Annotated in this window: 22 protein-coding genes; 12 read left to right on the plus strand and 10 right to left on the minus strand. The window is 47.6% G+C overall.

Annotation, left to right across the window (positions count from 1 at the left end):
- The first annotated feature begins 174 nt into the window (after nucleotides 1–174).
- The 4 genes from trhO (at nucleotide 175) to ald (ending at nucleotide 4,238) form a co-directional block, all read left to right on the plus strand.
- Nucleotides 175–1,116, plus strand: coding sequence for an oxygen-dependent tRNA uridine(34) hydroxylase TrhO (gene trhO / locus KNO79_RS10920; RefSeq protein ID WP_159563357.1), 942 nt, complete (start codon nucleotides 175–177; stop codon nucleotides 1,114–1,116).
- Nucleotides 1,117–1,246: 130 nt separating this feature from the next.
- Nucleotides 1,247–1,660, plus strand: a complete 414-nt coding sequence (locus KNO79_RS10925; protein WP_251125320.1) for a divergent PAP2 family protein — start codon at nucleotides 1,247–1,249, stop codon at nucleotides 1,658–1,660.
- A 91-nt stretch (nucleotides 1,661–1,751) separates the two neighbouring features.
- The gene (locus tag KNO79_RS10930) at nucleotides 1,752–2,975 is read left to right on the plus strand and encodes a PucR family transcriptional regulator (protein WP_159563356.1); all 1,224 of its coding nucleotides are present in this window, start codon (nucleotides 1,752–1,754) and stop codon (nucleotides 2,973–2,975) included.
- Between the two features lie 132 nt (nucleotides 2,976–3,107).
- Nucleotides 3,108–4,238 carry an alanine dehydrogenase gene (gene ald, locus KNO79_RS10935; RefSeq protein WP_015880510.1) on the plus strand — a complete coding sequence of 377 codons (1,131 nt, stop codon included), beginning with the start codon at nucleotides 3,108–3,110 and terminating at the stop codon, nucleotides 4,236–4,238.
- Between the two features lie 96 nt (nucleotides 4,239–4,334).
- Here the strand turns inward: ald and murB are convergent, their stop codons facing one another.
- Together murB and KNO79_RS10945 are read right to left on the minus strand one after the other, a co-directional pair.
- Entirely contained in the window at nucleotides 4,335–5,255 is a 921-nt protein-coding gene (gene murB, locus KNO79_RS10940) for a UDP-N-acetylmuramate dehydrogenase (RefSeq protein ID WP_074034917.1), read from the minus strand.
- 155 nt (nucleotides 5,256–5,410) lie between these two features.
- A complete protein-coding gene (locus KNO79_RS10945) occupies nucleotides 5,411–6,061 on the minus strand; it encodes a diacylglycerol/polyprenol kinase family protein (RefSeq protein ID WP_214691305.1) in 651 nt (216 codons plus the stop codon).
- Between the two features lie 151 nt (nucleotides 6,062–6,212).
- Here KNO79_RS10945 and KNO79_RS10950 point away from each other — a divergent pair, with 151 nt between their 5' ends.
- Nucleotides 6,213–6,836 (plus strand): DUF1836 domain-containing protein, encoded by a 624-nt coding sequence (locus KNO79_RS10950; protein ID WP_015880507.1) that lies wholly within the window; start codon nucleotides 6,213–6,215, stop codon nucleotides 6,834–6,836.
- A gap of 56 nt (nucleotides 6,837–6,892) precedes the next feature.
- Here the strand turns inward: KNO79_RS10950 and KNO79_RS10955 are convergent, their stop codons facing one another.
- Together KNO79_RS10955 and KNO79_RS10960 are read right to left on the minus strand one after the other, a co-directional pair.
- Nucleotides 6,893–7,375: an LURP-one-related family protein gene (locus KNO79_RS10955; protein ID WP_015880506.1), complete on the minus strand. Its 483-nt coding sequence runs from the start codon at nucleotides 7,373–7,375 to the stop codon at nucleotides 6,893–6,895.
- A 217-nt stretch (nucleotides 7,376–7,592) separates the two neighbouring features.
- On the minus strand, nucleotides 7,593–8,087 hold the full coding sequence (locus KNO79_RS10960; protein WP_015880505.1) for a restriction endonuclease: 495 nt from the start codon (nucleotides 8,085–8,087) through the stop codon (nucleotides 7,593–7,595).
- 126 nt (nucleotides 8,088–8,213) lie between these two features.
- On the opposite strand from KNO79_RS10960, the gene KNO79_RS10965 reads away from it, so the two are divergent.
- Entirely contained in the window at nucleotides 8,214–10,388 is a 2,175-nt protein-coding gene (locus KNO79_RS10965) for a PAS domain-containing sensor histidine kinase (RefSeq protein ID WP_214691306.1), read from the plus strand.
- Entirely contained in the window at nucleotides 10,385–11,455 is a 1,071-nt protein-coding gene (locus tag KNO79_RS10970; RefSeq protein ID WP_159563352.1) for an SDR family oxidoreductase, read from the plus strand. Before KNO79_RS10965 ends, KNO79_RS10970 begins: the two co-directional genes overlap by 4 nt.
- 69 nt (nucleotides 11,456–11,524) lie before the next feature.
- On the opposite strand, the gene KNO79_RS10975 is transcribed toward KNO79_RS10970, so the two are convergent.
- Together KNO79_RS10975 and KNO79_RS10980 are read right to left on the minus strand one after the other, a co-directional pair.
- On the minus strand, nucleotides 11,525–11,809 hold the full coding sequence (locus tag KNO79_RS10975; protein WP_214691307.1) for a hypothetical protein: 285 nt from the start codon (nucleotides 11,807–11,809) through the stop codon (nucleotides 11,525–11,527).
- 153 nt (nucleotides 11,810–11,962) lie between these two features.
- Nucleotides 11,963–13,342, minus strand: a complete 1,380-nt coding sequence (locus KNO79_RS10980) for a TrkH family potassium uptake protein (RefSeq protein WP_214691308.1) — start codon at nucleotides 13,340–13,342, stop codon at nucleotides 11,963–11,965.
- 200 nt (nucleotides 13,343–13,542) lie between these two features.
- Between KNO79_RS10980 and KNO79_RS10985 the strand changes: the two genes are divergently transcribed.
- The 3 genes from KNO79_RS10985 to KNO79_RS10995 all read left to right on the plus strand — a co-directional run bounded on the left by KNO79_RS10985 (nucleotide 13,543) and on the right by KNO79_RS10995 (nucleotide 15,359).
- Nucleotides 13,543–13,734, plus strand: coding sequence for a hypothetical protein (locus tag KNO79_RS10985; protein WP_224862903.1), 192 nt, complete (start codon nucleotides 13,543–13,545; stop codon nucleotides 13,732–13,734).
- Nucleotides 13,735–13,819: 85 nt separating this feature from the next.
- On the plus strand, nucleotides 13,820–14,602 hold the full coding sequence (gene motA, locus KNO79_RS10990; protein ID WP_015880500.1) for a flagellar motor stator protein MotA: 783 nt from the start codon (nucleotides 13,820–13,822) through the stop codon (nucleotides 14,600–14,602).
- The gene (locus KNO79_RS10995) at nucleotides 14,580–15,359 is read left to right on the plus strand and encodes a flagellar motor protein MotB (protein WP_074034931.1); all 780 of its coding nucleotides are present in this window, start codon (nucleotides 14,580–14,582) and stop codon (nucleotides 15,357–15,359) included. Before motA ends, KNO79_RS10995 begins: the two co-directional genes overlap by 23 nt.
- Nucleotides 15,360–15,392: 33 nt before the next feature.
- On the opposite strand, the gene KNO79_RS11000 is transcribed toward KNO79_RS10995, so the two are convergent.
- From KNO79_RS11000 to KNO79_RS11015, 4 genes are all read right to left on the minus strand, one after another.
- The gene (locus tag KNO79_RS11000) at nucleotides 15,393–16,817 is read right to left on the minus strand and encodes a dihydrolipoyl dehydrogenase family protein (protein ID WP_159563349.1); all 1,425 of its coding nucleotides are present in this window, start codon (nucleotides 16,815–16,817) and stop codon (nucleotides 15,393–15,395) included.
- On the minus strand, nucleotides 16,814–17,179 hold the full coding sequence (locus KNO79_RS11005) for a DUF1499 domain-containing protein (RefSeq protein WP_159563348.1): 366 nt from the start codon (nucleotides 17,177–17,179) through the stop codon (nucleotides 16,814–16,816). The genes KNO79_RS11000 and KNO79_RS11005 overlap by 4 nt, the downstream gene beginning before the upstream one ends.
- 64 nt (nucleotides 17,180–17,243) lie before the next feature.
- The gene (locus KNO79_RS11010) at nucleotides 17,244–18,623 is read right to left on the minus strand and encodes a sensor histidine kinase (protein ID WP_214691309.1); all 1,380 of its coding nucleotides are present in this window, start codon (nucleotides 18,621–18,623) and stop codon (nucleotides 17,244–17,246) included.
- Nucleotides 18,620–19,312 (minus strand): response regulator transcription factor, encoded by a 693-nt coding sequence (locus tag KNO79_RS11015; protein ID WP_015880495.1) that lies wholly within the window; start codon nucleotides 19,310–19,312, stop codon nucleotides 18,620–18,622. The genes KNO79_RS11010 and KNO79_RS11015 overlap by 4 nt, the downstream gene beginning before the upstream one ends.
- Before the next feature lie 129 nt (nucleotides 19,313–19,441).
- Here KNO79_RS11015 and KNO79_RS11020 point away from each other — a divergent pair, with 129 nt between their 5' ends.
- Together KNO79_RS11020 and KNO79_RS11025 are read left to right on the plus strand one after the other, a co-directional pair.
- Nucleotides 19,442–20,263, plus strand: a complete 822-nt coding sequence (locus tag KNO79_RS11020) for a Cof-type HAD-IIB family hydrolase (RefSeq protein WP_159563347.1) — start codon at nucleotides 19,442–19,444, stop codon at nucleotides 20,261–20,263.
- Between the two features lie 30 nt (nucleotides 20,264–20,293).
- Nucleotides 20,294–21,292 (plus strand): alpha/beta hydrolase, encoded by a 999-nt coding sequence (locus tag KNO79_RS11025; RefSeq protein WP_214691310.1) that lies wholly within the window; start codon nucleotides 20,294–20,296, stop codon nucleotides 21,290–21,292.
- The last annotated feature ends 43 nt before the right edge of the window (nucleotides 21,293–21,335 follow it).

Here is a 21,335-nt window from a genome sequence, read left to right on the forward strand (position 1 = left end):
ACAAGACGCATCTCCCTGCATTCGTCAAAAAAAATTAAAAACCATTTGCGAAAATTCGTCGTGATATTTATCATATAATAATGGACTTGTGGTTGCAGGCAAGTCTATTCGTCGAACGACACAACCCAACGTTCGTTTTCCTGCAAAAAACTGAACACAGGGGAGCAACACAACATGGAAACAAAACCAATGCGGGTCTTGCTGTACTATAAGTACGTCAACATCGAAGACCCAGAAACACTCACGCAAGAACATTTGAAGTATTGTAAGGACCTCGGCATCAAAGGACGCATCTTGATTTCCTCCGAAGGAATCAACGGGACGTGCTCTGGTACTTGGGAGCAAACCGAGCAGTACATGAATGACTTGAAAGCAAACCCTCTCTTCAGCGATATCGAGTTCAAAATCGATGAAGTCGAAGAGCATGCCTTCAAGAAAATTTTTGTCCGTCACAAGAAAGAGCTCGTGACGTGGCGCTTTGATGGCGAGTTTGATGTACCGAAACAACACGGTGCATACCTCGAACCAGCAGAATGGAAAGAGATGATGAATCGTGATGATGTCGTCATCCTCGACGTTCGTAACAACTACGAGTACGAACTTGGTCACTTTAAAAATGCGATCAAAATCGATGTAGAGGCTTCACGTTACATGCCGGAATGGCTCGAAGAGAACAAGGACCTCTACGAAGGGAAAACACTTCTCACGTACTGTACCGGTGGCGTCCGTTGCGAGAAATTTACAGCATATATGCGTGACCAAGGTCACGACAACATCTTCCACCTAAAAGGTGGCGTCGCAATGTATGGTAAAGATGAAGCGACAAAAGGAGAGGACTGGGAAGGCGAGCTCTATGTCTTTGACGAACGGATCAATGTCCCGGTTAACTCCGTGAACCCATCTGTCGTCTCACACTGTATGCACTGTGGGACAGAGACGGTTCGTTACGTTAATTGTGCCAACCCGGAGTGCAATGCACAGCATTTCTGTTGTGAAGAGTGTGAACCGAAACAAATGCGTTCATGCTCGAAGGAGTGTCAAGAACACCCACGCAACCGTTATATCATCGATAACATTGCAGAGAAACTTCAGGAGACTGAAGGAGTAGTCGGGTAACAAAAATCGACCAGAAGATGTCTTGGAGAACGTGTCCAAGACATCTTTTTTTGACGAAATCTTAACGTCTAGCTTGCGCCTCTTTCGGGTATAGTGAAGATACTATGTCAGACAGGAAGTGAATGCACGCATGTTTAACGAACCTTTACTCGCTGCGATTCTCGCTTGGTTTATCGCCCAAGCGGCTAAGCTCGTAACTGAACTCATTAAAACAAGAGATTTTGAAATTGAAATCATGTTCGCTTCAGGAGGCATGCCAAGTTCGCACTCGTCTACCGTCGTCGCACTCGCTACCGCGATTGGGCGAATGGAAGGCATTGACTCGAGTCTATTCGCTCTCGCTGTCGTCTTTGCCACTATCGTCATGTATGATGCGACCGGAGTTCGGCAGGCGGTCGGTTTCCAAGCACGGCTCTTGAACGATTATTTCAAAGGAATTAAACATGAGACCCCACTCTTGAATGAACTCGTCGGCCATACGCCGTTCCAAGTCATTGTCGGAGCGTTACTCGGTCTCGTCGTCGGACTGCTTTTCCCAATGTAATCGCAGAAGGTATGTCATTTCTCACACTCTTGATTCTTTTTGTGAAGTTTCACAAAGAAGACGGTATACTCAAGAGAGAGGAGGAATCGACATGCCTTTTTTGCAGAAATCTTATGAGTCTCTCGATACACTCGCCGAAGCGATTGGTCAAGCGATTCGAGCACCGATCACGATTGAGAATCGCCACCACCAGTTGCTCGCCTATAGTACACATCCGGATTCGACCGACCCGGCCAGGATTGCGACCATCATCGGGCGTCGTGTCCCAGAAGCTGTCATCGAAGACCTATGGGAGAGTGGTATTTTACAAGAAGTCATCGACCAAAATGAACCGGTCGTCATCCCGGCCCGTCTCGCCGTCGGTCTTGGGGAACGCGCCGCAATCGTCATCAAACAACATGATGAAGTACTCGGCTATATTTGGAGCTTAGCTCGGACAAATCCGTTCAGTACTCAAGAATTAGCCATCTTGCAAGAAGGGGCGACCATCGCCAAAAAGCTGCTTATGACCATCGCGATGCACGAGCGACGAATCAGCGCCGAGCTCGAACGCTTCTTATTAGATGTCCTCGCTTCCCCGACCCTGACGGATGCGAATCGCGAACGATTGAACGAACTTGCTCCGATTGCCGTCGCCAGTCGGTTGACGGTCATCGAATGTGCTCAACCGATCACCCCTCAACTTGCGGAACGCCTTCACTATGTGCTTGCGACGCAAGAGTCAATTGAAGTCGTTTTACATGCCATCGACGGTCAGCAGCTACTCGTCTGGCATTATATGAAGTCTGAACTCTCCGATGAAGAGACTGTACTCATAGCCTGGGCGGAACGGTTCGAACAATTGCTTCAAGACAAGTTCAGCGAATCCGAACCACGTCTTGGCATCAGCCGACGTTTTTTCGAAAGTGACATGTTATATGCCGCAGCCGAAGAAGCGCGACGGGTTACCACGCTGCGTCGCAAGTTCCCGCTCGAACTATCGACTTCCCGTGCCTTCGAGCAGATCGGCATTTATCAACTCGTCCCGGAACTCGCTCGACGTATCGGACTCCGACTGGAGACCCACCCGACAGTCGAACGGTTGCAGCATTATGATTCATCCCATCAGACCGAACTCGTGAAGACGCTCGAATGGTATTTTTATTTTGATGGGAACGTCAAACGAGTCGCCGCTCATCTTCATATTCATCCGAATACCGTTCTGTACCGGATTCGCCGCATCGAAGAGTTGACGAATATCACACAAGTTTCCTTACCAGAAAGATCCATGATTTATTTAGCCATTAAGGCTGGTCAATATCGATTAGAAGACTAGACGCTAACTTTGTGATTTTTCACAAAGTTAGCGTCTTCGTTTTTAGAATCCATGCTAAAGACAGCGTTTTCAAATGGGTCTATACTAGGGGTGTGAACAAATTGTGTCAACGGAATGAAAGGGGAATGTTCCATGAAAATCGGGGTATTAAAAGAGATTAAAAACAATGAAAATCGGGTGGCCTTAACACCGATGGGTGCATTTATGTTAACGGAGCTTGGTCATGATGTATTCGTCGAAACGAATGCCGGTCTCGGTAGCGGATTCACGAATATGGAATATATTGATGCCGGTGCAACGATTCTTGAAACGGCGAAAGAAGTTTGGGAAGGCGTCGAACTCGCTCTCAAAGTAAAAGAACCACAGCCGTCTGAGTATCAATACTTCCGTCCTGACTTGACGCTCTTCACCTATTTACACCTTGCGGCAGAGCCAGAATTAACGAAAGCGCTCGTCGATTCTGGGATTACAGCCATCGCCTACGAGACAGTAGAAGTGGATCGCACGTTACCACTCCTCACACCGATGAGTGAAGTGGCAGGACGTATGGCTGCGCAAATCGGAGCTCAAATCCTTGAAAAACCACATGGTGGAAAAGGAATCTTGATGTCTGGTCTCCCAGGCGTGCCTCGTGCGAACGTCACGGTCATCGGAGGCGGTGTCGTTGGAACGAATGCAGCTCGAATCGCAATTGGTCTTGGGGCGAGCGTGACGTTGATGGACATTAGCCCGGCTCGTCTTCGTCAAATCGACGACTTGTTCGGAAACACAATCAATACGTTGATCTCAAATAAATACAACATTGCGAAACAAGTGGCTGAGAGTGACCTTGTGATTGGTGCCGTGCTCATTCCAGGAGCAAAAGCACCGAAACTCGTCACGGAAGAAATGGTACAGCGCATGTCGCCTGGTTCGGTCATCGTCGACGTCGCCATCGACCAAGGTGGGATTTGTGAGACGATCGACCATATCACGACGCATGATGCGCCAACGTATGAGCGTTATGGCGTGCAACACTACGCCGTCGCTAACATGCCAGGTGCCGTGCCACGCACTTCGACAATGGGTCTGACAAACGCGACGATGCCATATATCATCGAGTGTGCGCAAAAAGGCGTATTCCCAGCACTTCTTGAAAACGAGGCACTTCTCAAAGGCCTAAACGTCATCAATGGAACGGTCACGTATGAAGCGGTTGCACGTGATTTGGAATATCCGTTCGTTCCGGCCCATGAGGCGGTCTCAAAACAAACACAAGCTTAACCTTTAAGACGATGAGATGCCCGTTCTCATCGTCTTTTTCTATATAAAAAAAGAAGAAACCGAACGCCATCGTCCGATTCCTTCTTTAATTATGCGTTATGCGTTCTCAACGGCGATATCTTCCCCGATGATTTTCACTTCCGGCTCTAATTCCACTTCAAATTTCTCTTTAACGGTCGCCTGGACGTGACGGATGAGTGAAATGTACTCTGTCGCCGTCGCCTCATCGATATTGACGATGAACCCAGCATGCTTGAGCGAGACTTCCGCTCCTCCGATGCGTTTGCCTTGCAGTCCAGAGTCTTGAATCAACTTGCCGGCAAAATAGCCAGGCGGACGTTTGAACACACTACCACACGAAGGGTATTCAAGCGGTTGTTTCGATTCACGTTTATACGTCAAGTCGTCCATGACTTCTTTGATTAATTCATAGTTTTTCGGTTCTAGTTCGAACGTTGCCTCGAGTACGATCAAGCCCTCTTTTGAGACACGGCTCGTTCGATAGTCAAGATCGAGTTCGTCTTTAGATAAATGAAGTACTTGACCATCCTGCGTCAATACCGTCGCAGATGTGATGACGTCTTTCGTTTCTCCGCCGTATGCACCTGCGTTCATGTAGACGGCACCACCGACCGTCCCAGGGATCCCACATGCGAACTCGAGGCCCGATAATCCCTCTGCCAGTGCTTGACGTGAGACGTCGATAATCGCTGCTCCTGCCTGGGCAATTATTTGATTCCCTTCCCGACGAATCGAGTCGAGTTCATTCAAGTTCAAAACGATTCCACGGATGCCGCCATCGCGGACGATCAAGTTTGAACCGAAGCCAAGAATCATAAACGGCATCGCTTCTTGGTGGGCCAGTTTTAAGACGGCCTGCACTTCTTCGTACGTGTGTGGAGCCACGAAGTAATCTGCTTTGCCCCCTAGTTTTGTATACGTGTGTGCCGACAATGGCTCGTCTTGAAGGACGCGCTCGGCCGGAATGATCATTTGAAGTTGCTGTAAAAAGCTCATGCGTTCACTCAATCCTTTATGTTCTATTTAATCAGTGTCTCGGTCCCACTTCATTCGTTCCGAGCACGTCACTGAATGGTTTCAGTACGAATCACAGTATACAAATGATTATTGGACGTGACAAGCAACGTTTTTCTTACAAATTCATGATTAGTTTATAGCAATAGTGATGTCGCAATGGCAACAATGATTGGAATTGTAAAGTTATCCCAATCTCGATATGAAATCGCTTCAGTTAGTGTAGCGATGATGGAAATGATAAACCCATATGTTACCACTTGCCAAAGGACGACATCATTCCACAAAAACAATAAAAATAAGACAGCATATGAGCTTAGAAACATGGCAATGCTTCCTTGGAAAGAACGCTTTTGTCCATATAAATCATAGATGACCGTCCCATATTTGCGTCCGATGAGTGCAGCCATTCCATCCCCCCAGGCGAGCACGAGTGATCCGGCTAAAAATGCGATCGGCTCGGACTCGAAGAAGAAGTATAAGATAATGAGCAATGCAATCGGATAGTATACAGTCCCGAATGATTTTCGTTCCGTTTGATGCACCGGTGACGGGCTTTTATATAACAGGACCGCATTCGCAAATGTGAAGAAAATGAGCGGGACTGCCGCGACGTACCATGAATCCATTAACCAAACTGCTAATAACGACCAATGCCCGACTGCGATATGTACACTTTTTCGAATCGTTTCATCCGTCCATCCCAGACGCTTCCCGACGTGTTCGAGACCCACGAGAAACACGAGGACGACTACAATGGAAAGAATCGAACTAATCCATTCATTCATTGCTTGACCACCTTCATATATAGAGTGTGTATGATACCGTCATTATACCTTAATCAGTGCCCATCCTAGCTTACTTTTCAAACATTTGGTAGAATGAGGTCAAATGACTGTATAGCCAACGTACGCTGTTGGCGATAGAAAGGGTGGCCGTATGCGCGACGCAACTTCAATTCAAACTTTGGCAGATTGCCTTCATTTTATGCAGGTCGGAGAAATCGAGCGAGCCATCGCCCTCTTCCCTGAAGACGTGCGTGAACATTTCCCAAAAGAGCTTCGAAAAATCCACTTGTTTCATATTGAAAAGAACGGCTTATCGATTAACCAAATCGTCGCTCTCGCTAACGCACTGACCGGAGAGCATCTCTCTGCGACGACGATTCAAAACTGGACGAAGCGTGAAGTTCGTAAAATCATCGGTGTCCCACGAATCGGTAAAAAGTATTCCTTGCATCAAGCGGCAATCATTTATCTCCTTGATGACTTGAAACACCTTTTTTCCCTCGAAGAGACGAGTTCCTTGTTGGCGCTCATCTTCAACAACCCTGACCGGGACGAAGACGACTTCATCAAACCGATTGATTTTTATCGACTTTACGCGGAGTATGCGAAGTCAACAAGCCCGATCGACCTTCTCGATACACGGGCGAAGCGTTCGCTCGAAAAGATGAACTATGAACATCCAAATATCATTCACGTCTTGAAGCTTTGTCTATACGCACATCGGGTGACGACACTCGAACTCGAGGCCAAGCACTATTTGAACCGTTTCATTTGATGAGACGGTTTTTTCGTATCAAAAAACACCGGTCTCTTGACCGGTGCTCGTCATCGTTATGAGACAGATGCTGCGAGCGGCATCCGTGATTTGACCGTTAACGTCTTTAAGACGGAAAGGAGTTCGAACATCGATAACTGATCGGCTTCTTTCGTTAAGCAGAACGTATCGTCTTCTTGTTTCCGTAGTTCCGCGACAAGTTTACCTGCTTTGTCGCGAACGCTAAACTTGTGACGTTCCACATCATATTGAATCGTGAAGAGTCCGCGTTCATAGACGTTGTACTCACACTTTTTCCCGAATAACGAGAACTTGTCTTTCAATTGACCAATCGCCTGTCCATCATGGTTCATCACGACCCATTTTTGGCAGTTTGGGATGTATTTCCCATGAGCGATCTGTCGTCCAGACAAATTGTGCACTTGGACACTGCCTTCCGCGTCGCGGTGAACAGATCCGATCGCATCATTTGTCTCGTCATAAATGGTCGCCTCACCTTGTGTAAAGACGCAACCTTTTACATAAATTAATTTGCGCACCGCTTTTTCCTCCTAGCACGTTCCAACCGTGATTGTTTGTATGTGTACGGTCGGGTATTACTGAAAACCCCAATCGTTTCTCTGTGTAGTTTTTATCTCGTTTCAACTACTACATATTTCATATGACGAAGATGATTATTGCATCGTTTAAAGAAAAAGACAACCCTTTTTTTTCGACATCATTTGGATTCTGTCGAACTTGTGAACAAGCCTATTCTCATCGCTTATATCCCGCTTCTTTTAAGAGTTCTTCAAGCTCCATTCTTGCAATCAGACGAACTTGATTTGGCGCTGCCAATTCGTATGCGCTGTCCGTGAAATTCGAGTTCGTCACGACCCAGCCTTCGTGTGCTTGATAATAGGGAACGGCCGCTGCAATTTGTTGAACCGCTTCGAGTCCGACCGTCTTTTCATAACGCTTTGCTTGAACGGCAATCGACCATCCATCCGGTGTCTCCAATAACAAGTCAGCACCAAAGTCACGTGATGCTGGAGTCACCGTGACCGTGTAACCAAGCGCGGTGAACACTTCCTCTAAAAATAATTCAAACTCCCGACCATCCATCCGATCAATGCGGTCGATGGTCGACAGCCTTACTTTCCATATAAACCATGCAATTCCAAGCAAGAGAAGCAGTACGCTGCTCCAAAGCGGTGCCTCGAACCACCATAAACATATGGCACCGATGATCCCAATGAGTAATCCAATCATGCTCATCTTTCCTTTCCAATTCCTCTCCCTCACTTTACCGTTTTGAGGGCAGGAAATGAAAGGGGGATCTGTCGAATGATATAGAAGATGTGCTCGTCTGACACCGCGAAGGAGGGATGACTGTTCATGGAGAATCATGCCAATCTCCAAAGTGAGTTACTACATGCATTACCTTACGGAGTTGCGTTAATACAGAAAGATGGAACAATCGTTCAGGCAAACCGTCCGTTTCTCGAGCAGTTTCCTGAGAATCTACAGAGACGTTCGAACCTTTTCCATATGGTCAATCAGTCACCGATTACGATGGAATTGTCTCGTCGGATGGAACAAGGACTGCCTTGGATGTATGAACTGCCAACGATGCGAGTACACGCCATTCCGTGGGAAAATCAATATATCCTCTCCATTGAGCCATTGCCTCATGATACACGCGTGACGATTCAACACAACGCTTTTGAGGCGATGATGCATACTGAACTCGACATGGCGATGATCATGACGGATGCGAATCTGTTGATTACTCGTTTCAATCAGGGGGCCACGGAACTGTTTGGCTATGCGCCCCATGAAGTGCTTTACGAAATGACACCGTTCGCTTTATTTGAATCGAGAGAATTAAGTGAAAAGCGCTCTGCTTATCAAGACGAGACGGAACGGTTGCTATCGTTCGAACAAATGTTGCGCCTCGCACTCGACAAAGGAGACCGGGAATGGAAGTTTCAATGTAAAGATCGGACACATTTCATCGGCAAATTGTTCATGCATCCCGTTTATGAGCAAGAGCAACTCATCGGCTTCTTTTTCTTCGTATTTGATGTGAGTTCCGAGATTGAGTTGAAACGTGAGCTCCGTTATAAGGAACAGCGTTATCGCATGTTTGCCGAATCGGTCATCGAAGCCGTTCTGTTCCATGAAGATGGGATGATTCTCGATGCGAACAAGGCGGCGGAATCCATCTTTAAAATCCCTGCAGAGCAAATGATGGGACGCCAGACTATCGAGTTTATCGCGGAAGGGTACCGGGCCGATGTGTTGCGACGCATTCGCAATCACATTCAAACGCCATACGAAGTGATTGGTCGTCGGCAAGATGGAACGTTCTTAGAACTAGAGGTGTATCCGAAAGAAGTGACGTATCAAGGGCAAACGTTACGAGTCGCGGTCATGCGTGATATCAGCGACCGTAAAAAAGTAGAGCGTATGCTCGAACGTGAAAAAAATGCCATCGCCCGTCAGCGCGATATCATCCAGTCAATCTTACAAGCATCGAATGAAGCGTTCGTTTTGACCGAATCGAACGGGAGTGTCTTGTTCATGAACGTCCACGCAAGACGACTCATGGACTTACCGGGCATCGCTCCAAATAAAATTCAGGAGCGTATCCCGCTCCTCTCCACGTTCCGTCCTCGTGACAGGAGCGAGATGCTACGAAAGATGGATCAACTTCTCGATGGGACAGCGCGTGAAGTATCGATGCGTTTCTCCATCCCACAGCCAAACGATCGAGATGAAGAATACTATGAGATGTATGGAACGACGATGGATACAAAACGACAAATCGGTATGGATAGTGGATTCTTGTTTGTGTTCCGTAACCGAACCGAGGAAGAGCGGATGGACCAGATTAAAAATGAACTGGTGAGCACGGTCTCACATGAACTAAGAACTCCTCTTTCCTCATTATCGGGATATATTGAATTGATGCTCGCTCGAGATTTGACGCCTGAAAAACGAGAGCGCTTCTTGAAGACGATGTCGCGGGAAGCGAAACGATTGACCGCCCTACTCAACGACTTTTTGGACATCCAACGCATGGAAGATGGTCACCAAGAATATAAACAAGATCATTTCGCTTTGAATGAACTTGTCTTAGAAGTGATTGAACGCTTCCGCGAAACGAGTGATCATACCATTCATTTCGATAATGCGGATGATGACTTGCATCTCGTTGCCGACCGCGATCGCATCGAGCAAGTTCTCGTCAACTTGATTTCAAATGCGATTAAGTATTCCCCGAATAGACAGGAAATCGAAGTACGAGTCCGACAAGACCACAATCAAGCGCATGTATCCATTCGTGATTTCGGTATCGGGATTCCGGAGCACGCCTTCGAAAAATTATTCACAAAATTTTATCGGGTCGATAATTCGGATACACGTAAAATTGGTGGAACCGGTCTTGGTTTGTCGATTTGTAAAGAAATTATCGAATCACATGGTGGAAGCATCGAAGTGGAATCGACTGTCGGAAAAGGGTCGACTTTCACATTCACATTAGATTTAGCGGAGGAAACGTCATGAACAATTACGCCTTTACCGGGTTCCCTGGTTTTTTAGCAGGAAAATTAATTGAACACCTCGCTTCGTTACCGCATCAAATCGGAGTCATCTACGCCTTGCATCTTCCGAACCAACAACGTGATGCAGAAGAGCTACGAGATACGCTACTGTCAACGACGTCGCTTGCACCGCACCAGCTCGTCCTTGTTGAAGCAGACATCACGTTACCCGAAGTGATTCTCGACCCGATTATGCGGTCTGTCATTGAACGCGATGTACATTACATTTTCCATCTCGCCGCCGCATATGACTTGAGTATTCCTTATGACATCGGTTATCGCGTCAATATACTCGGAACCAAACATGTGACCGCGTTCGCCAAACGCTCGAAACAATTGAAGCGTTATGTGTACTTCAGTACCGCCTATATCGCCGGACGTCGCCGTGGGACGGTTTATGAAAATGAATTATGGCATCGGGTCCAGTTTAAAAATCATTATGAGGCGACTAAATATGAAGCAGAGGCACTCGTTTCAAGAGAAATGGGTGGCATGCCAATCACTGTCATTCGTCCTGGGATCGTAATCGGACATAGTCGCACGGGCGAAACGAAAAAGTTCGACGGTGTCTATTTCGTCTTACAATTGATGACACAACTCCAGCAGATGCGACCACTCCCTTACATCGGGCGGGCGAATGTTGAGGTAAACCTCGTTCCGTACGATTATGTAGTAGAAGCGACCGCTTTCCTAGCTCATTCTCCAAACGGCCTGAAGCGGACATTTCATTTGACGGACCCATTCCCACATGGCGCACGAGAGGTATATCGTATGTTGCATGAGACGATGTTTCAGCGTTCTCCTCGCGGAACCGTTCCTCATGCCGTTGCTGACGCGGCATTTACTGCTTGGAATGGTGCCAAGCGACTTGAGGTTCCTCACGAACTATTGGAGTACTTTAAACATCCTGTTCACTTTGACACGACACAAACGATACGGGCACTCGACGGAACGGGCATCGTATGTCCAGACCTCCAGGATTACCTCCCTGAGATTGTCCATTATTATATGGCACACAAAAAGCCCTGATTCGTCAGGGCTTCAACTATGATTGAAATTAAATGAACAAGTATACGCCGTGAATCATCGTACACTTGTTTATATCTCATCCGCGTCGTTACGAGACACCGCTTGATCGTGAAGCAGACGCTCGAGGACGAGGATATAGACCAATGCCACAAGGAGCTCTACGATACCAGGAAGAACCGCAACGATCGCATCCTCCAAGTATGCAGTTGGAATCAGGTAAACCAATAGCGACTTCACACCATACATCAACATCAACGAGGAGAGTAACACAAGCGTTACCGCTCGCTTCGACACATCCCCGAAGAACGGGCGCCCTGTCTTCTCACCTTTTGTCATACCGAGCCAAGATAACAAGTCCAAATCCTCCTTTATCGATTCATTCCTTAACCCATTATATACCAATTATTGCATACGATGAAGACCATCAAAAATCTGTGTCGCTCTTGACTACGATACCTCAAAAAAGGCTGCAACTCCTTCATGAGGAATGCAGCCTACAATACATGTTCAACCAATCAAAATCTTCTCTTTCGGATAGCGAATCTTCCGGTCGGCTTGACGTGCGACGGTAAAGAGAATGGTCAACGATCCGACACGTCCGAGAAGCATCATGAACATGATCAGCCCCTTCCCGGCATCATTCAATTCCGCTGTGATGCCGAGCGATAACCCTACTGTCCCAAACGCCGAGACCGTCTCGAATAGAATGGCAGTCGCCGGAATGTGGCCGTTCGACAAAATGACGAGTGTCGTGATCATCATAATGAAAAAGAAACTTGAGATGGCGACGACGTATGCCTTTTTGATTTGAAACGCATCAATCGTGCGCTCCATGATGACCGTTTCTTTCTTACCTGCGATGAAGGCCCACATATCCGCAAAGATAACGGCAAGCGTCGTCACTTTGATCCCCGACCCGGTCGAAGCCGCTCCTGCCCCGATATACATCAGAATCAAAATCAAACCGATCGAGGCTGGAGCCATGGTCGCGATATCAATGGAATTGAAGCCGGCCGTCCTTGTCGTCACGGCTTGGAAGAACGTCACATGTAACGCCTCACCGAGGGAGCGACCATACAATACCCCTTCGTTCGATACCCATTCAAACATCATGAGGACGAACCAAGCGACACCATTGATGACCAAGAGTGACAAAATCATGATTTTTGAATGGAGGGCGAGACGTTTCCAGCCTCTCACTTCCGTGGCATCGGCAATCGTCGTGAATCCAAGACCTCCAATCATAATCATGAGGGCGATGGTCACAATGATGGCCGTGTTCTGCTCAAATGACATGAGACTGTCTGGAAATAATGCGAATCCCGCATTATTAAAGGCAGACACTGCATGGAAGAAACCGTAATAAAGTGCTGTTCCAAAAGAATAGTTCTCTGTACTAAACAACTCGAACGTCAAAAACAACATCCCGATAAACTGCACGATGACTGTCGTGAAGACGATGTTCCGAACGAGACGAACTGTCCCCCCCGGTCCGGCTAAATTCAATGATTCTTGTAACAAAATTCGTTGTTTTAATCCGATTTTCTTGCCTAATACACTTAACAACATCAAGGCGATTGTCATAAACCCAAGACCCCCGATTTGGATGAGGGCGACAATGACCAATTCACCAAACAGGGTAAACGAGGAGCCGATGTCGACTGTCGATAGTCCAGTGACCGTTCCGGCAGACGTTGCGATAAACAAACAATCAATCCAAGAAACCGATTCTTCTTGCGCAAATGGCATATATAAAAGAGTGGCCCCAATAAAAATCGCCAGTAAAAATCCTCCCGCGATAAAACGGGCAGGTTTTTCAAATACGACTCGGTAAAGCACCTCGATTCGTTTCAAGCGCAACTCACGCGCTGACAATCTATGTCGCATCACGACATCCCCTTCACTTCTATTATTCTAAGCCCCATGTTACTCCTAGCTTTTATAAATGCCAACAAGAAAATGTATCTCTAACGTTTTCTTCGATTTTTTGGTATTATGGGAGATAGACTTTAAGAATGTTGAGGAGGTTGAATGAAACCGTGGACCCTAGTACGGTAGATCATTCGATAGAGGATGTCTCACGAAGGTTGGAGCGCCAGTCACAATGTATGCCCGCTCACCTTTATTTTCAGCTAGAAGAGTTACTCAATTGGTCACTCGAGCAAGAAGTCGTGAATCAATTGTACGCATTGTTAAAAAAATACGATGTATTAACCGATATAGAGCGTGAAGAACGAAATATCAGCATTCAAATGCTGATTGATGAAAACGGCGCTTAATCATCGGGAACGCATGTTGCGGGAGACGAGTGGCGTCTCTCGCTTTTTTGTCCTGATTTATTTCGGAAAGGTGGAAAACAAAGACATGGATGTCGTTACGTTAGTCGGACTCATACTCGGGTTCCTCACCCTCGTCGGTGGAATGCTATTAAAAGGGGCAGGTGTTGCGCCGCTGATCAACCCTGCCGCAATGGTTATCATTTTCGTCGGTACAGCCGCGGCTGTCAGTATCGCTGTATCGAAGGAACAACTTCAGAATGTTCCAAAACTGTTTAAAATCTTGTTCAAAAAACAAGAACTCCCAAGCAAGTCCGGATTGCTCACGCAATTCGTCGACTTGTCGACCCAAGCCCGAAAAGAGGGACTCCTCTCCCTCGAAACGGCACTTGAACAAGTCGAAGAACCATTTTTACGCCAAGGCATGATGATGGTCATCGACGGTCAACCTTCCGAATATATTGCGGAAGTCATGTCACGCGACATCGAAAATATGGAACAGCGTCATAAAGCAAACGCTGATATCTTCACTCAAGCCGGGACATATGCCCCGACACTTGGGGTACTCGGAGCCGTTATCGGATTGATTGCTGCCTTGAAAGACTTATCTGATATCGAAAAGCTCGGACATGCCATTTCTGCGGCCTTCGTCGCGACACTTTTCGGGATTTTCACCGGATATGTGCTTTGGTTCCCGTTTGCAAACAAGTTGAAGCAGTATTCGAAGAGTGAAGTCATCATCAAGGAAATGATGATTGAAGGGATTTTATCGATTCAAAGTGGTGAATCTCCAAAAACGCTAGAAGATAAACTGTCTGTGTATTTGTCTCCAAAGGAGCGAGCTGACTATGAAGCGCAAAAAGAAGCATGATCATGAAGAACATATTCCCGAAGGCTGGCTGATTCCTTACGCCGACTTGTTGACACTGTTGCTCGCGCTTTTCATCGTACTATTCGCATCGAGTAACATCGACCAGACAAAGCTTGAGAAAATGTCACAGTCTTTCAACCAGGTGTTCTCTGGAGGCGTCAGCGTCTTTCAAGCTTCGACTGCCTCAAACAGTGACATCAGTCGCACAGACAAAACCAATACGACCGCCAACCCACGGACGTATGAATTGGCTCAACTTGACGAGTTAAAAGAAGATGTAAACAAATACATTAAAAAGAACGGTCTCGAAAGCCAAATCAAAGCGACAATCAATTCAAGTGGTCTCGTCTTGACGATTCAAGACCGTGCCCTGTTCAACTTAGGAGAGGCGACTCTCGATGCTGATGCTCGTAACGTCGCACAAAACATCAGTCAAATTTTAGAGAAGGCGGGCAAGCGAGAGATTGTCGTCTCCGGCCATACGGATAACATTCCAATCAATACAGCACGTTTCCCGTCAAACTGGGAACTCAGTTCGGCACGTGCGACCGCGTTCATGCGTGGCCTTTTGGCAAATGATGCCTTGAACCCGGCTCAATTCACGCTCGCGAGTTACGGTGAGTTTAAACCGATCGCGACGAACGATACAGAAGAAGGTCGCTCTAAAAACCGACGTGTCGAGGTGTTGATCAAACCACTCGTCGACCTTTCTGAGGGCGAACCAAAGATGATTGAAACCATCACCTTACCAAACTAACAATCACCCACTCGTTCGAGTGGGTGATTTGTGTTATTGCATCAATTTAAAGTAGCGTCTCGCCAGTTCGGTGAGTGGGCTTTCGAACAATCGTTTCCGCCAGTAAAGGTCTGTCACTTTCTTCACGGCCTCACTTCGCGACGGATACGGGTAAATCATACGAGACAGCTTCCCGATTTTGTCACCACGTTGCATCGCATAAACGACAATTTGCATCCAATCCCCCGCCGATTCACCGACTGCATGAGCTCCGATGATTTTTCCATTTTTCTTCGTAATCACTTTGACAAAGCCTGCTTCTTGGCGTTCAGCAATGAAACGGTCCACTTCGGACAGTTTCGCTTCATACGTCTCAATGTCGTCACCGTAACGCTCGCGCGCTTCTCTCTCCGTCATCCCGACGTGGAACACCTCAGGGTCTGTGAATGTGATCCACGGGAGCTTACTATAGTCGACCTTGTTCCATAATCCAAAGAGCGCGTTCGCGACAACCGCCTTCCCTTCTTCTCCAGCGGCGTGTGTGAATGGGAGCGTCTTGATCGTATCTCCAATCGCAAAGATATGAGATTGTGACGTCCGATATGACGACGAGACATCGATATACCCTTTCGTCACCTGAACGTTCGCCCGGTCGAGACGGAGCGCATCGATTCGGGGAACGCGACCCGTCGCCATCAGCAGTTTGTCCGCTTCATATTCGACCGTTTCGCCGTTCACCTCTGTCGTGACACGAATGCGGCCATCGACCTCATCGACTCGATTGACCTTTACGCCGATTTTCAAGCGCATCGCCATCTCGAGTTGAGATTTCAAATAGGTGGCGACGTCCTCGTCTTCTTTAGGTAGGAAATCATCCTGCGCCTCTAGCACGGTCACTTGTGAGCCGAGTCGGACAAAGGACTGGGCCAATTCAAGTCCGACCGTTCCGGCGCCGATGACAATCAGGCTCTCCGGGAGCGTCTCTTCTTCAAAGACCGTTTCGTTCGTTAAGTATGGGACTTGATCGAGTCCATCGATTGGAGGAACTGTCGGTTTCGACCCCGTCGAGATGACAAATTTTTTCCCGATCAATAACTCGTTCCCTACTTTTAATTCGTGCGGACTTTGGAACGAGGCTTCTCCGATATAGACGTCGACGCCAATCTTTTCAAAACGCTCTGTCCCGTCATGGTCTTGAATAATGGCACGTGCTTTGTCGACACGCGCTTTTGACATTTGATAATGCTCTTGTCCATTGAACTCGGTTCCGAGAACTCGGGCCGCGCGCATCATCGCATTCGCTTCTTTTGAAGCGGCAATCAACGCTTTCGATGGCACACATCCGACATGCAGACAGTCACCACCTAAATGTTTGTTCTTTTCAACAAGTGCGACCTTTGCGCCTAAATTCGCAGCCCCTGCGGCCACCGTCATCCCGGCAGCACCGCCACCGATGACAATCAACTGATAGTCCTTCATCGAATCAACCTCCGGTATCGTTCGCTCACATCTTCCATTCGTTTTCGATTCACGCCAAAGTCTGAATAGCCGACACGCGACGCAGATCGAAACTCGACTTGTTGAGTAGCGTCATCAAATAAAAAATCGACATCATCTTTAAATCGCATCACTTTAGAAGTCACTACATAATGAAGTCCTTCATCTGTTTCCTTCACCAGTTCAGCCCGCGGCAACTGATTCATCGCCATCTTAATGGCTTCAATTGATTGCCCGCGACTGCCTGCATACGGCAGTGGGTCCATCCGCAATTCTTCAATTGAAGTTTGGGTTGACACAGCATTCGGACTTCCTTTTAACGGCTTCAAAGATTGATTGGCCATTATAAAAACCTCCCTCAGTCTACATACATCTATATGTAGCCTGAATTCGGGAGGTTTAATCCTATTAATGTAGTTCACTCGGGTCGAGCGGCAATAAGACGGTCACCGTCGTTCCGTGTCCGACCTCGCTCTCGATGACGAGTTTGCCTTCATGCGCTTCAATCAATTCTTTTGAAATCGCAAGTCCAAGCCCGCTACTACCTTCTGTGACATGAGCCTGATAGAACATCTCGGTGATGCGCTGCAAATGCTCTCGTGAAATGCCGGGACCTTCATCGATAATCGAGATGAAGGCAACACGTTCCGATTGCACGAAGCGGATGGTCAACGTTCCTCCGTCTGGCGAGAAACGAATCGCGTTCTCGAGGATATTTAAGAACACTTGTTTCAAACGATTCTCATCAAATAGTCCGACCGATTTTTGAGGATAGCGTTCGATGAGTGTGATGCTTTTGTCTTCAAGTGACTGTTTTAATTGCAGAGTCACTTGACGTAACAAAGAGACCAGGTCCAGTTCTTGGCGATACAAAACCAACCGACTCTCCTCAATTTTTGTATAGTCGAGAAGCTGTTCGACGAGACCGATCATGCGCTCTGTCTCCGAATGGATGATGCTTAAACCGAGCTCCGTCTCTTCAGATAGTTTCTCATCACCACCCCGAATTGTCTCGGTCCATCCCTTAATCGATGTGAGTGGTGTTCTGAGTTCGTGCGATACACTCGAGAGGAATTCGTTACGTGTCGACTGATGCTGCTGGACTTTCGCGCCTAAATACGTGAGCGTTCGAGCCAAGGCTCCAAGCTCATGTTTCTCATTTGACTCAACGGATACATCGAAGTCGCCCTGAGCCATCTCATCGGCCGCCTCGATGATGTGACGAATCGGTCTGACGAAGCGATCGGCAATCCTGATGACGGTGTATAGGGCGAGCAACCAGATCAAGACGCCAATCATGACGACCGTCATCCAAATTTCGCGAATGAGCGTGTCCAAGTCTTCAAGCGGTCGCGTGAAACTGATGGCAAACTCGGACGTATCGTTCGTCATAATGGGACTCGTGACCGACAAGTAATGTTCATCCCCGACGTCATAGTCCTGCACGACGGACTCTCCTTGCGACAGTTGCTGTAACTGTTCTTGAGAGAAAGAGGCCTGCCTTGTTCGTTGTCCCGTCGTTTTGACAATCGAACCGCTCCGGTCGACAATCGTCAAATCAGTTCCAGGATATCCGAATGTTCGGACGAGGACTGAAAAGGCGCTCGGCGTTTCAAACCCAACTTGGGCTTGAGGGTATAGATATGCACTCGTTGTCGCATGACCTAGTAACGCTTCCGACTCATACTCGTAATAGTAGCGATACGTCCCGTAAGACAAAATGCTGACGAGCAAGAGCAAGACGATCGTCACGACAATCATCATGCGAATGACTAACTGTTGTTTCATGCCTCATGTCTCCGCCATTTATATCCGTGACCCCACAACGTCTCGATGTAGACCGGATGACTCGGGTCATCTTCAATTTTTTGACGCAAGCGACGAATGTTGACGTCGACTGTCTTTCGGTCACCGAAATAGTTGACGCCCCATACAGCATCGAGTAGCGCATCACGTGACAAGACGATCTCTTCGTTTTGGACGAGATGACAGATCAAGTCATACTCGGTCGGCGTCAAATCGATCGACTGTCCATACTTCGTCACTTGTTTTGCGGCGAGGTCGATTGCGAACGGTCCCGACTTCAAGCGTTTCGAATCTTTTCGTTTCACTTTTTCGACACGGCGCAACAACGCTTGGATGCGCGCCACTAATTCACCTGGACTGAACGGTTTGGCGATGTAGTCGTCTGCACCTTTACCGAGCCCTTCAATTTTATCTTCTTCGAGCGTCCGTGCCGTCAACATGATGATCCCTACATTTTCGTCAAGATCACGAATGGCAGCACATGCTTCGAATCCGTCCATTTCCGGCATCATGACATCCAATAGGACGACATCGAACGGTTCACGGTCAAATGCGGTGACCGCTTCTCGCCCGTTCGTCGCCTCAAAGACGTCGAATCCGGCTCGTTTTAAATTGACAATAATGAAGCTGCGAATCGCATGTTCATCCTCAGCTACTAAAATTCGATTCATATCGATTTCCACCTCTTCTAGAGTTCACTTCTCTACATTATAGTTACGTTTTTGCGACAAGGTTGTCAATTGACCTTAAAAAGGTTTAGGATGGAGTCATTAGATTCTGAAGGAGGACCCCCTACTACTATGAGTTACAAGATGATTGTATTGGATATGGATGATACGCTCCTCACGAGCGACCATACGATTTCCCCTAAGACAAAAGAAGCACTTCTCGATGCACAGGCGCGCGGCTATAAAGTCGTTCTCGCGAGCGGACGACCAACGTTTGCGATGTGGGAAGCAGCCCGTGAATTAGAACTTGCGAAATACGGAAGCTACATCTTATCGTTCAACGGTGCCTCGGTCATCGATTGTGCGACAAACGAGGAGATTTTCTCGAGCACGCTCCAGCCGGATACAGTCGCCCATCTCCATGATATCAGTGAACGGGAAGGAATCGCGATTCATACGTACGTCGGTAACGAAATCGTAACCGATCGCCCGAACCCTTATACGGATATCGAAGGTGAATTGACGGGAATGCCGGTCATTCATGTCGACAACTTTAAAGATGCCGTGACAGCTCCGGTCGTCAAATGTTTGATGCTTGCGGATGGCGACACACTCGCTCCAATCGAAACGAAGCTACAAACAGAATTGGCCGGGAAATTGGCTGTAGCCCGTTCAAAACCGTTCTTCCTTGAGTTTACTGAAGCCGGTGTCACAAAAGGAACGAGTCTCGCCTTCCTTGCAGATCAACTCGGCATCGCACAAAAAGAAGTCATCGCTTGCGGTGACGGAAACAATGATTTGACGATGATTGAATGGGCCGGCCTCGGCGTCGCGATGGGAAATGCTAACACGACGGTCAAAGGAAAAGCGGACTTCATAACAAAATCAAACAACGAAGACGGAATCGCTCATGTCATCGAAACTTACATGGCGGACGTACTCGTCACGCAATAAGCTTCTGATTGTAGAAAGGGAGGAAGGAAGATGAATAAAGGGTTGAAACGAGCTGGAGTCGGATTGATTGGAACTGCGGTCGCAGGAGCGGCTTATGTGTTCCTCTCACCGAAACCAGCCACACGTTTAATCAAAACTTCGTTTGCGGGGGGAAACGAAGTGGAGATGAAGGGATTCGAGGAAGTCGTTCAAAAGACGTCTGTCCGAAAAGACATCGACTACTTGTCTTCTTATGACAATGGAACCTTTGATTTGATCCGTTATGAAGGAAATAGCCGCACGGTCCCTACCATTTTTTGGGTACATGGCGGATCATTCGTCGGTGGGGATAAATCGGATGTGTTAAAATACGCCACTTCAATTGCGAGTAACGGCTACAACGTCGTCAGTATCAATTACGCACTCGCACCTGACGTGATGTACCCGACCCCTCTCAAACAAATCGAAGAAGCGTACTCGTTCATCGCTGAGAACAATGACCGCTTCCGTCTCGATTTAGACCGCGTCTTCTTTGCAGGTGATTCGAATGGTGGACAGCTCGCTGCACAGTTTGTCGGAATTCAGTTGAATGACGACTATTCGCCTTCTGCTGAAGTGGGACAAGTCGTACCAAAATCCTCAATCCTCGGTGCCATCCTCTTGTCTGCACCGCTCGACTTGAAGCGCACATGGCTCGAATCATCAAAGTCAGTGAACCGCTTCTTGTTCAAACGAATCGGATGGGCATACTTCGGCACATACAATTGGGAAACTCTCCCGGTCGTTGCTGAAGCGTCGCCACTCGTCAATGTACCGGCCACATTCGTCCCAACGTTTATCGCGGACGGGAATGACCATTCCTTTGAGGAGCAGGCCAAGGAATTTGCAACGATTCTTTCAGGACGTACGGATGTCACGACTGTCTTTTATGATTGGAACGAGCACGAGCTTGGCCATAACTATTACTTCGAAATGGACCGCCCAGCGGCTAATTCCACGTATCGTCGTTTGATTACGTTCTTACGTGAAACGACAAATCAATCTGTATAACGCACAAGAGGCGACGTTCTCCTACAGTGGAAAACGTCGCCTC

This window comes from Exiguobacterium sp. s43 (assembly GCF_018617255.1).
GTDB classification, from domain to species: domain Bacteria; phylum Bacillota; class Bacilli; order Exiguobacteriales; family Exiguobacteriaceae; genus Exiguobacterium; species Exiguobacterium profundum.

Excerpts from the sequence above, each read along its gene's own strand:
- KNO79_RS11025 (WP_214691310.1), top strand. The coding sequence starts at position 20,294 with ATGAATAAAGGGTTGAAACGAGCTGGAGTCGGATTGATTGGAACTGCG.
- KNO79_RS11005 (WP_159563348.1), bottom strand. The coding sequence starts at position 17,179 with ATGGCCAATCAATCTTTGAAGCCGTTAAAAGGAAGTCCGAATGCTGTG.
- KNO79_RS10925 (WP_251125320.1), top strand. The coding sequence starts at position 1,247 with ATGTTTAACGAACCTTTACTCGCTGCGATTCTCGCTTGGTTTATCGCC.
- KNO79_RS11020 (WP_159563347.1), top strand. The coding sequence starts at position 19,442 with ATGAGTTACAAGATGATTGTATTGGATATGGATGATACGCTCCTCACG.
- KNO79_RS11010 (WP_214691309.1), bottom strand. The coding sequence starts at position 18,623 with ATGAAACAACAGTTAGTCATTCGCATGATGATTGTCGTGACGATCGTC.
- trhO (WP_159563357.1), top strand. The coding sequence starts at position 175 with ATGGAAACAAAACCAATGCGGGTCTTGCTGTACTATAAGTACGTCAAC.
- KNO79_RS10995 (WP_074034931.1), top strand. The coding sequence starts at position 14,580 with ATGAAGCGCAAAAAGAAGCATGATCATGAAGAACATATTCCCGAAGGC.
- ald (WP_015880510.1), top strand. The coding sequence starts at position 3,108 with ATGAAAATCGGGGTATTAAAAGAGATTAAAAACAATGAAAATCGGGTG.
- KNO79_RS10945 (WP_214691305.1), bottom strand. The coding sequence starts at position 6,061 with ATGAATGAATGGATTAGTTCGATTCTTTCCATTGTAGTCGTCCTCGTG.
- KNO79_RS11015 (WP_015880495.1), bottom strand. The coding sequence starts at position 19,312 with ATGAATCGAATTTTAGTAGCTGAGGATGAACATGCGATTCGCAGCTTC.
- KNO79_RS11000 (WP_159563349.1), bottom strand. The coding sequence starts at position 16,817 with ATGAAGGACTATCAGTTGATTGTCATCGGTGGCGGTGCTGCCGGGATG.
- KNO79_RS10930 (WP_159563356.1), top strand. The coding sequence starts at position 1,752 with ATGCCTTTTTTGCAGAAATCTTATGAGTCTCTCGATACACTCGCCGAA.
- KNO79_RS10965 (WP_214691306.1), top strand. The coding sequence starts at position 8,214 with ATGGAGAATCATGCCAATCTCCAAAGTGAGTTACTACATGCATTACCT.
- KNO79_RS10960 (WP_015880505.1), bottom strand. The coding sequence starts at position 8,087 with ATGATTGGATTACTCATTGGGATCATCGGTGCCATATGTTTATGGTGG.
- KNO79_RS10970 (WP_159563352.1), top strand. The coding sequence starts at position 10,385 with ATGAACAATTACGCCTTTACCGGGTTCCCTGGTTTTTTAGCAGGAAAA.
- KNO79_RS10980 (WP_214691308.1), bottom strand. The coding sequence starts at position 13,342 with ATGCGACATAGATTGTCAGCGCGTGAGTTGCGCTTGAAACGAATCGAG.
- murB (WP_074034917.1), bottom strand. The coding sequence starts at position 5,255 with ATGAGCTTTTTACAGCAACTTCAAATGATCATTCCGGCCGAGCGCGTC.
- motA (WP_015880500.1), top strand. The coding sequence starts at position 13,820 with ATGGATGTCGTTACGTTAGTCGGACTCATACTCGGGTTCCTCACCCTC.
- KNO79_RS10950 (WP_015880507.1), top strand. The coding sequence starts at position 6,213 with ATGCGCGACGCAACTTCAATTCAAACTTTGGCAGATTGCCTTCATTTT.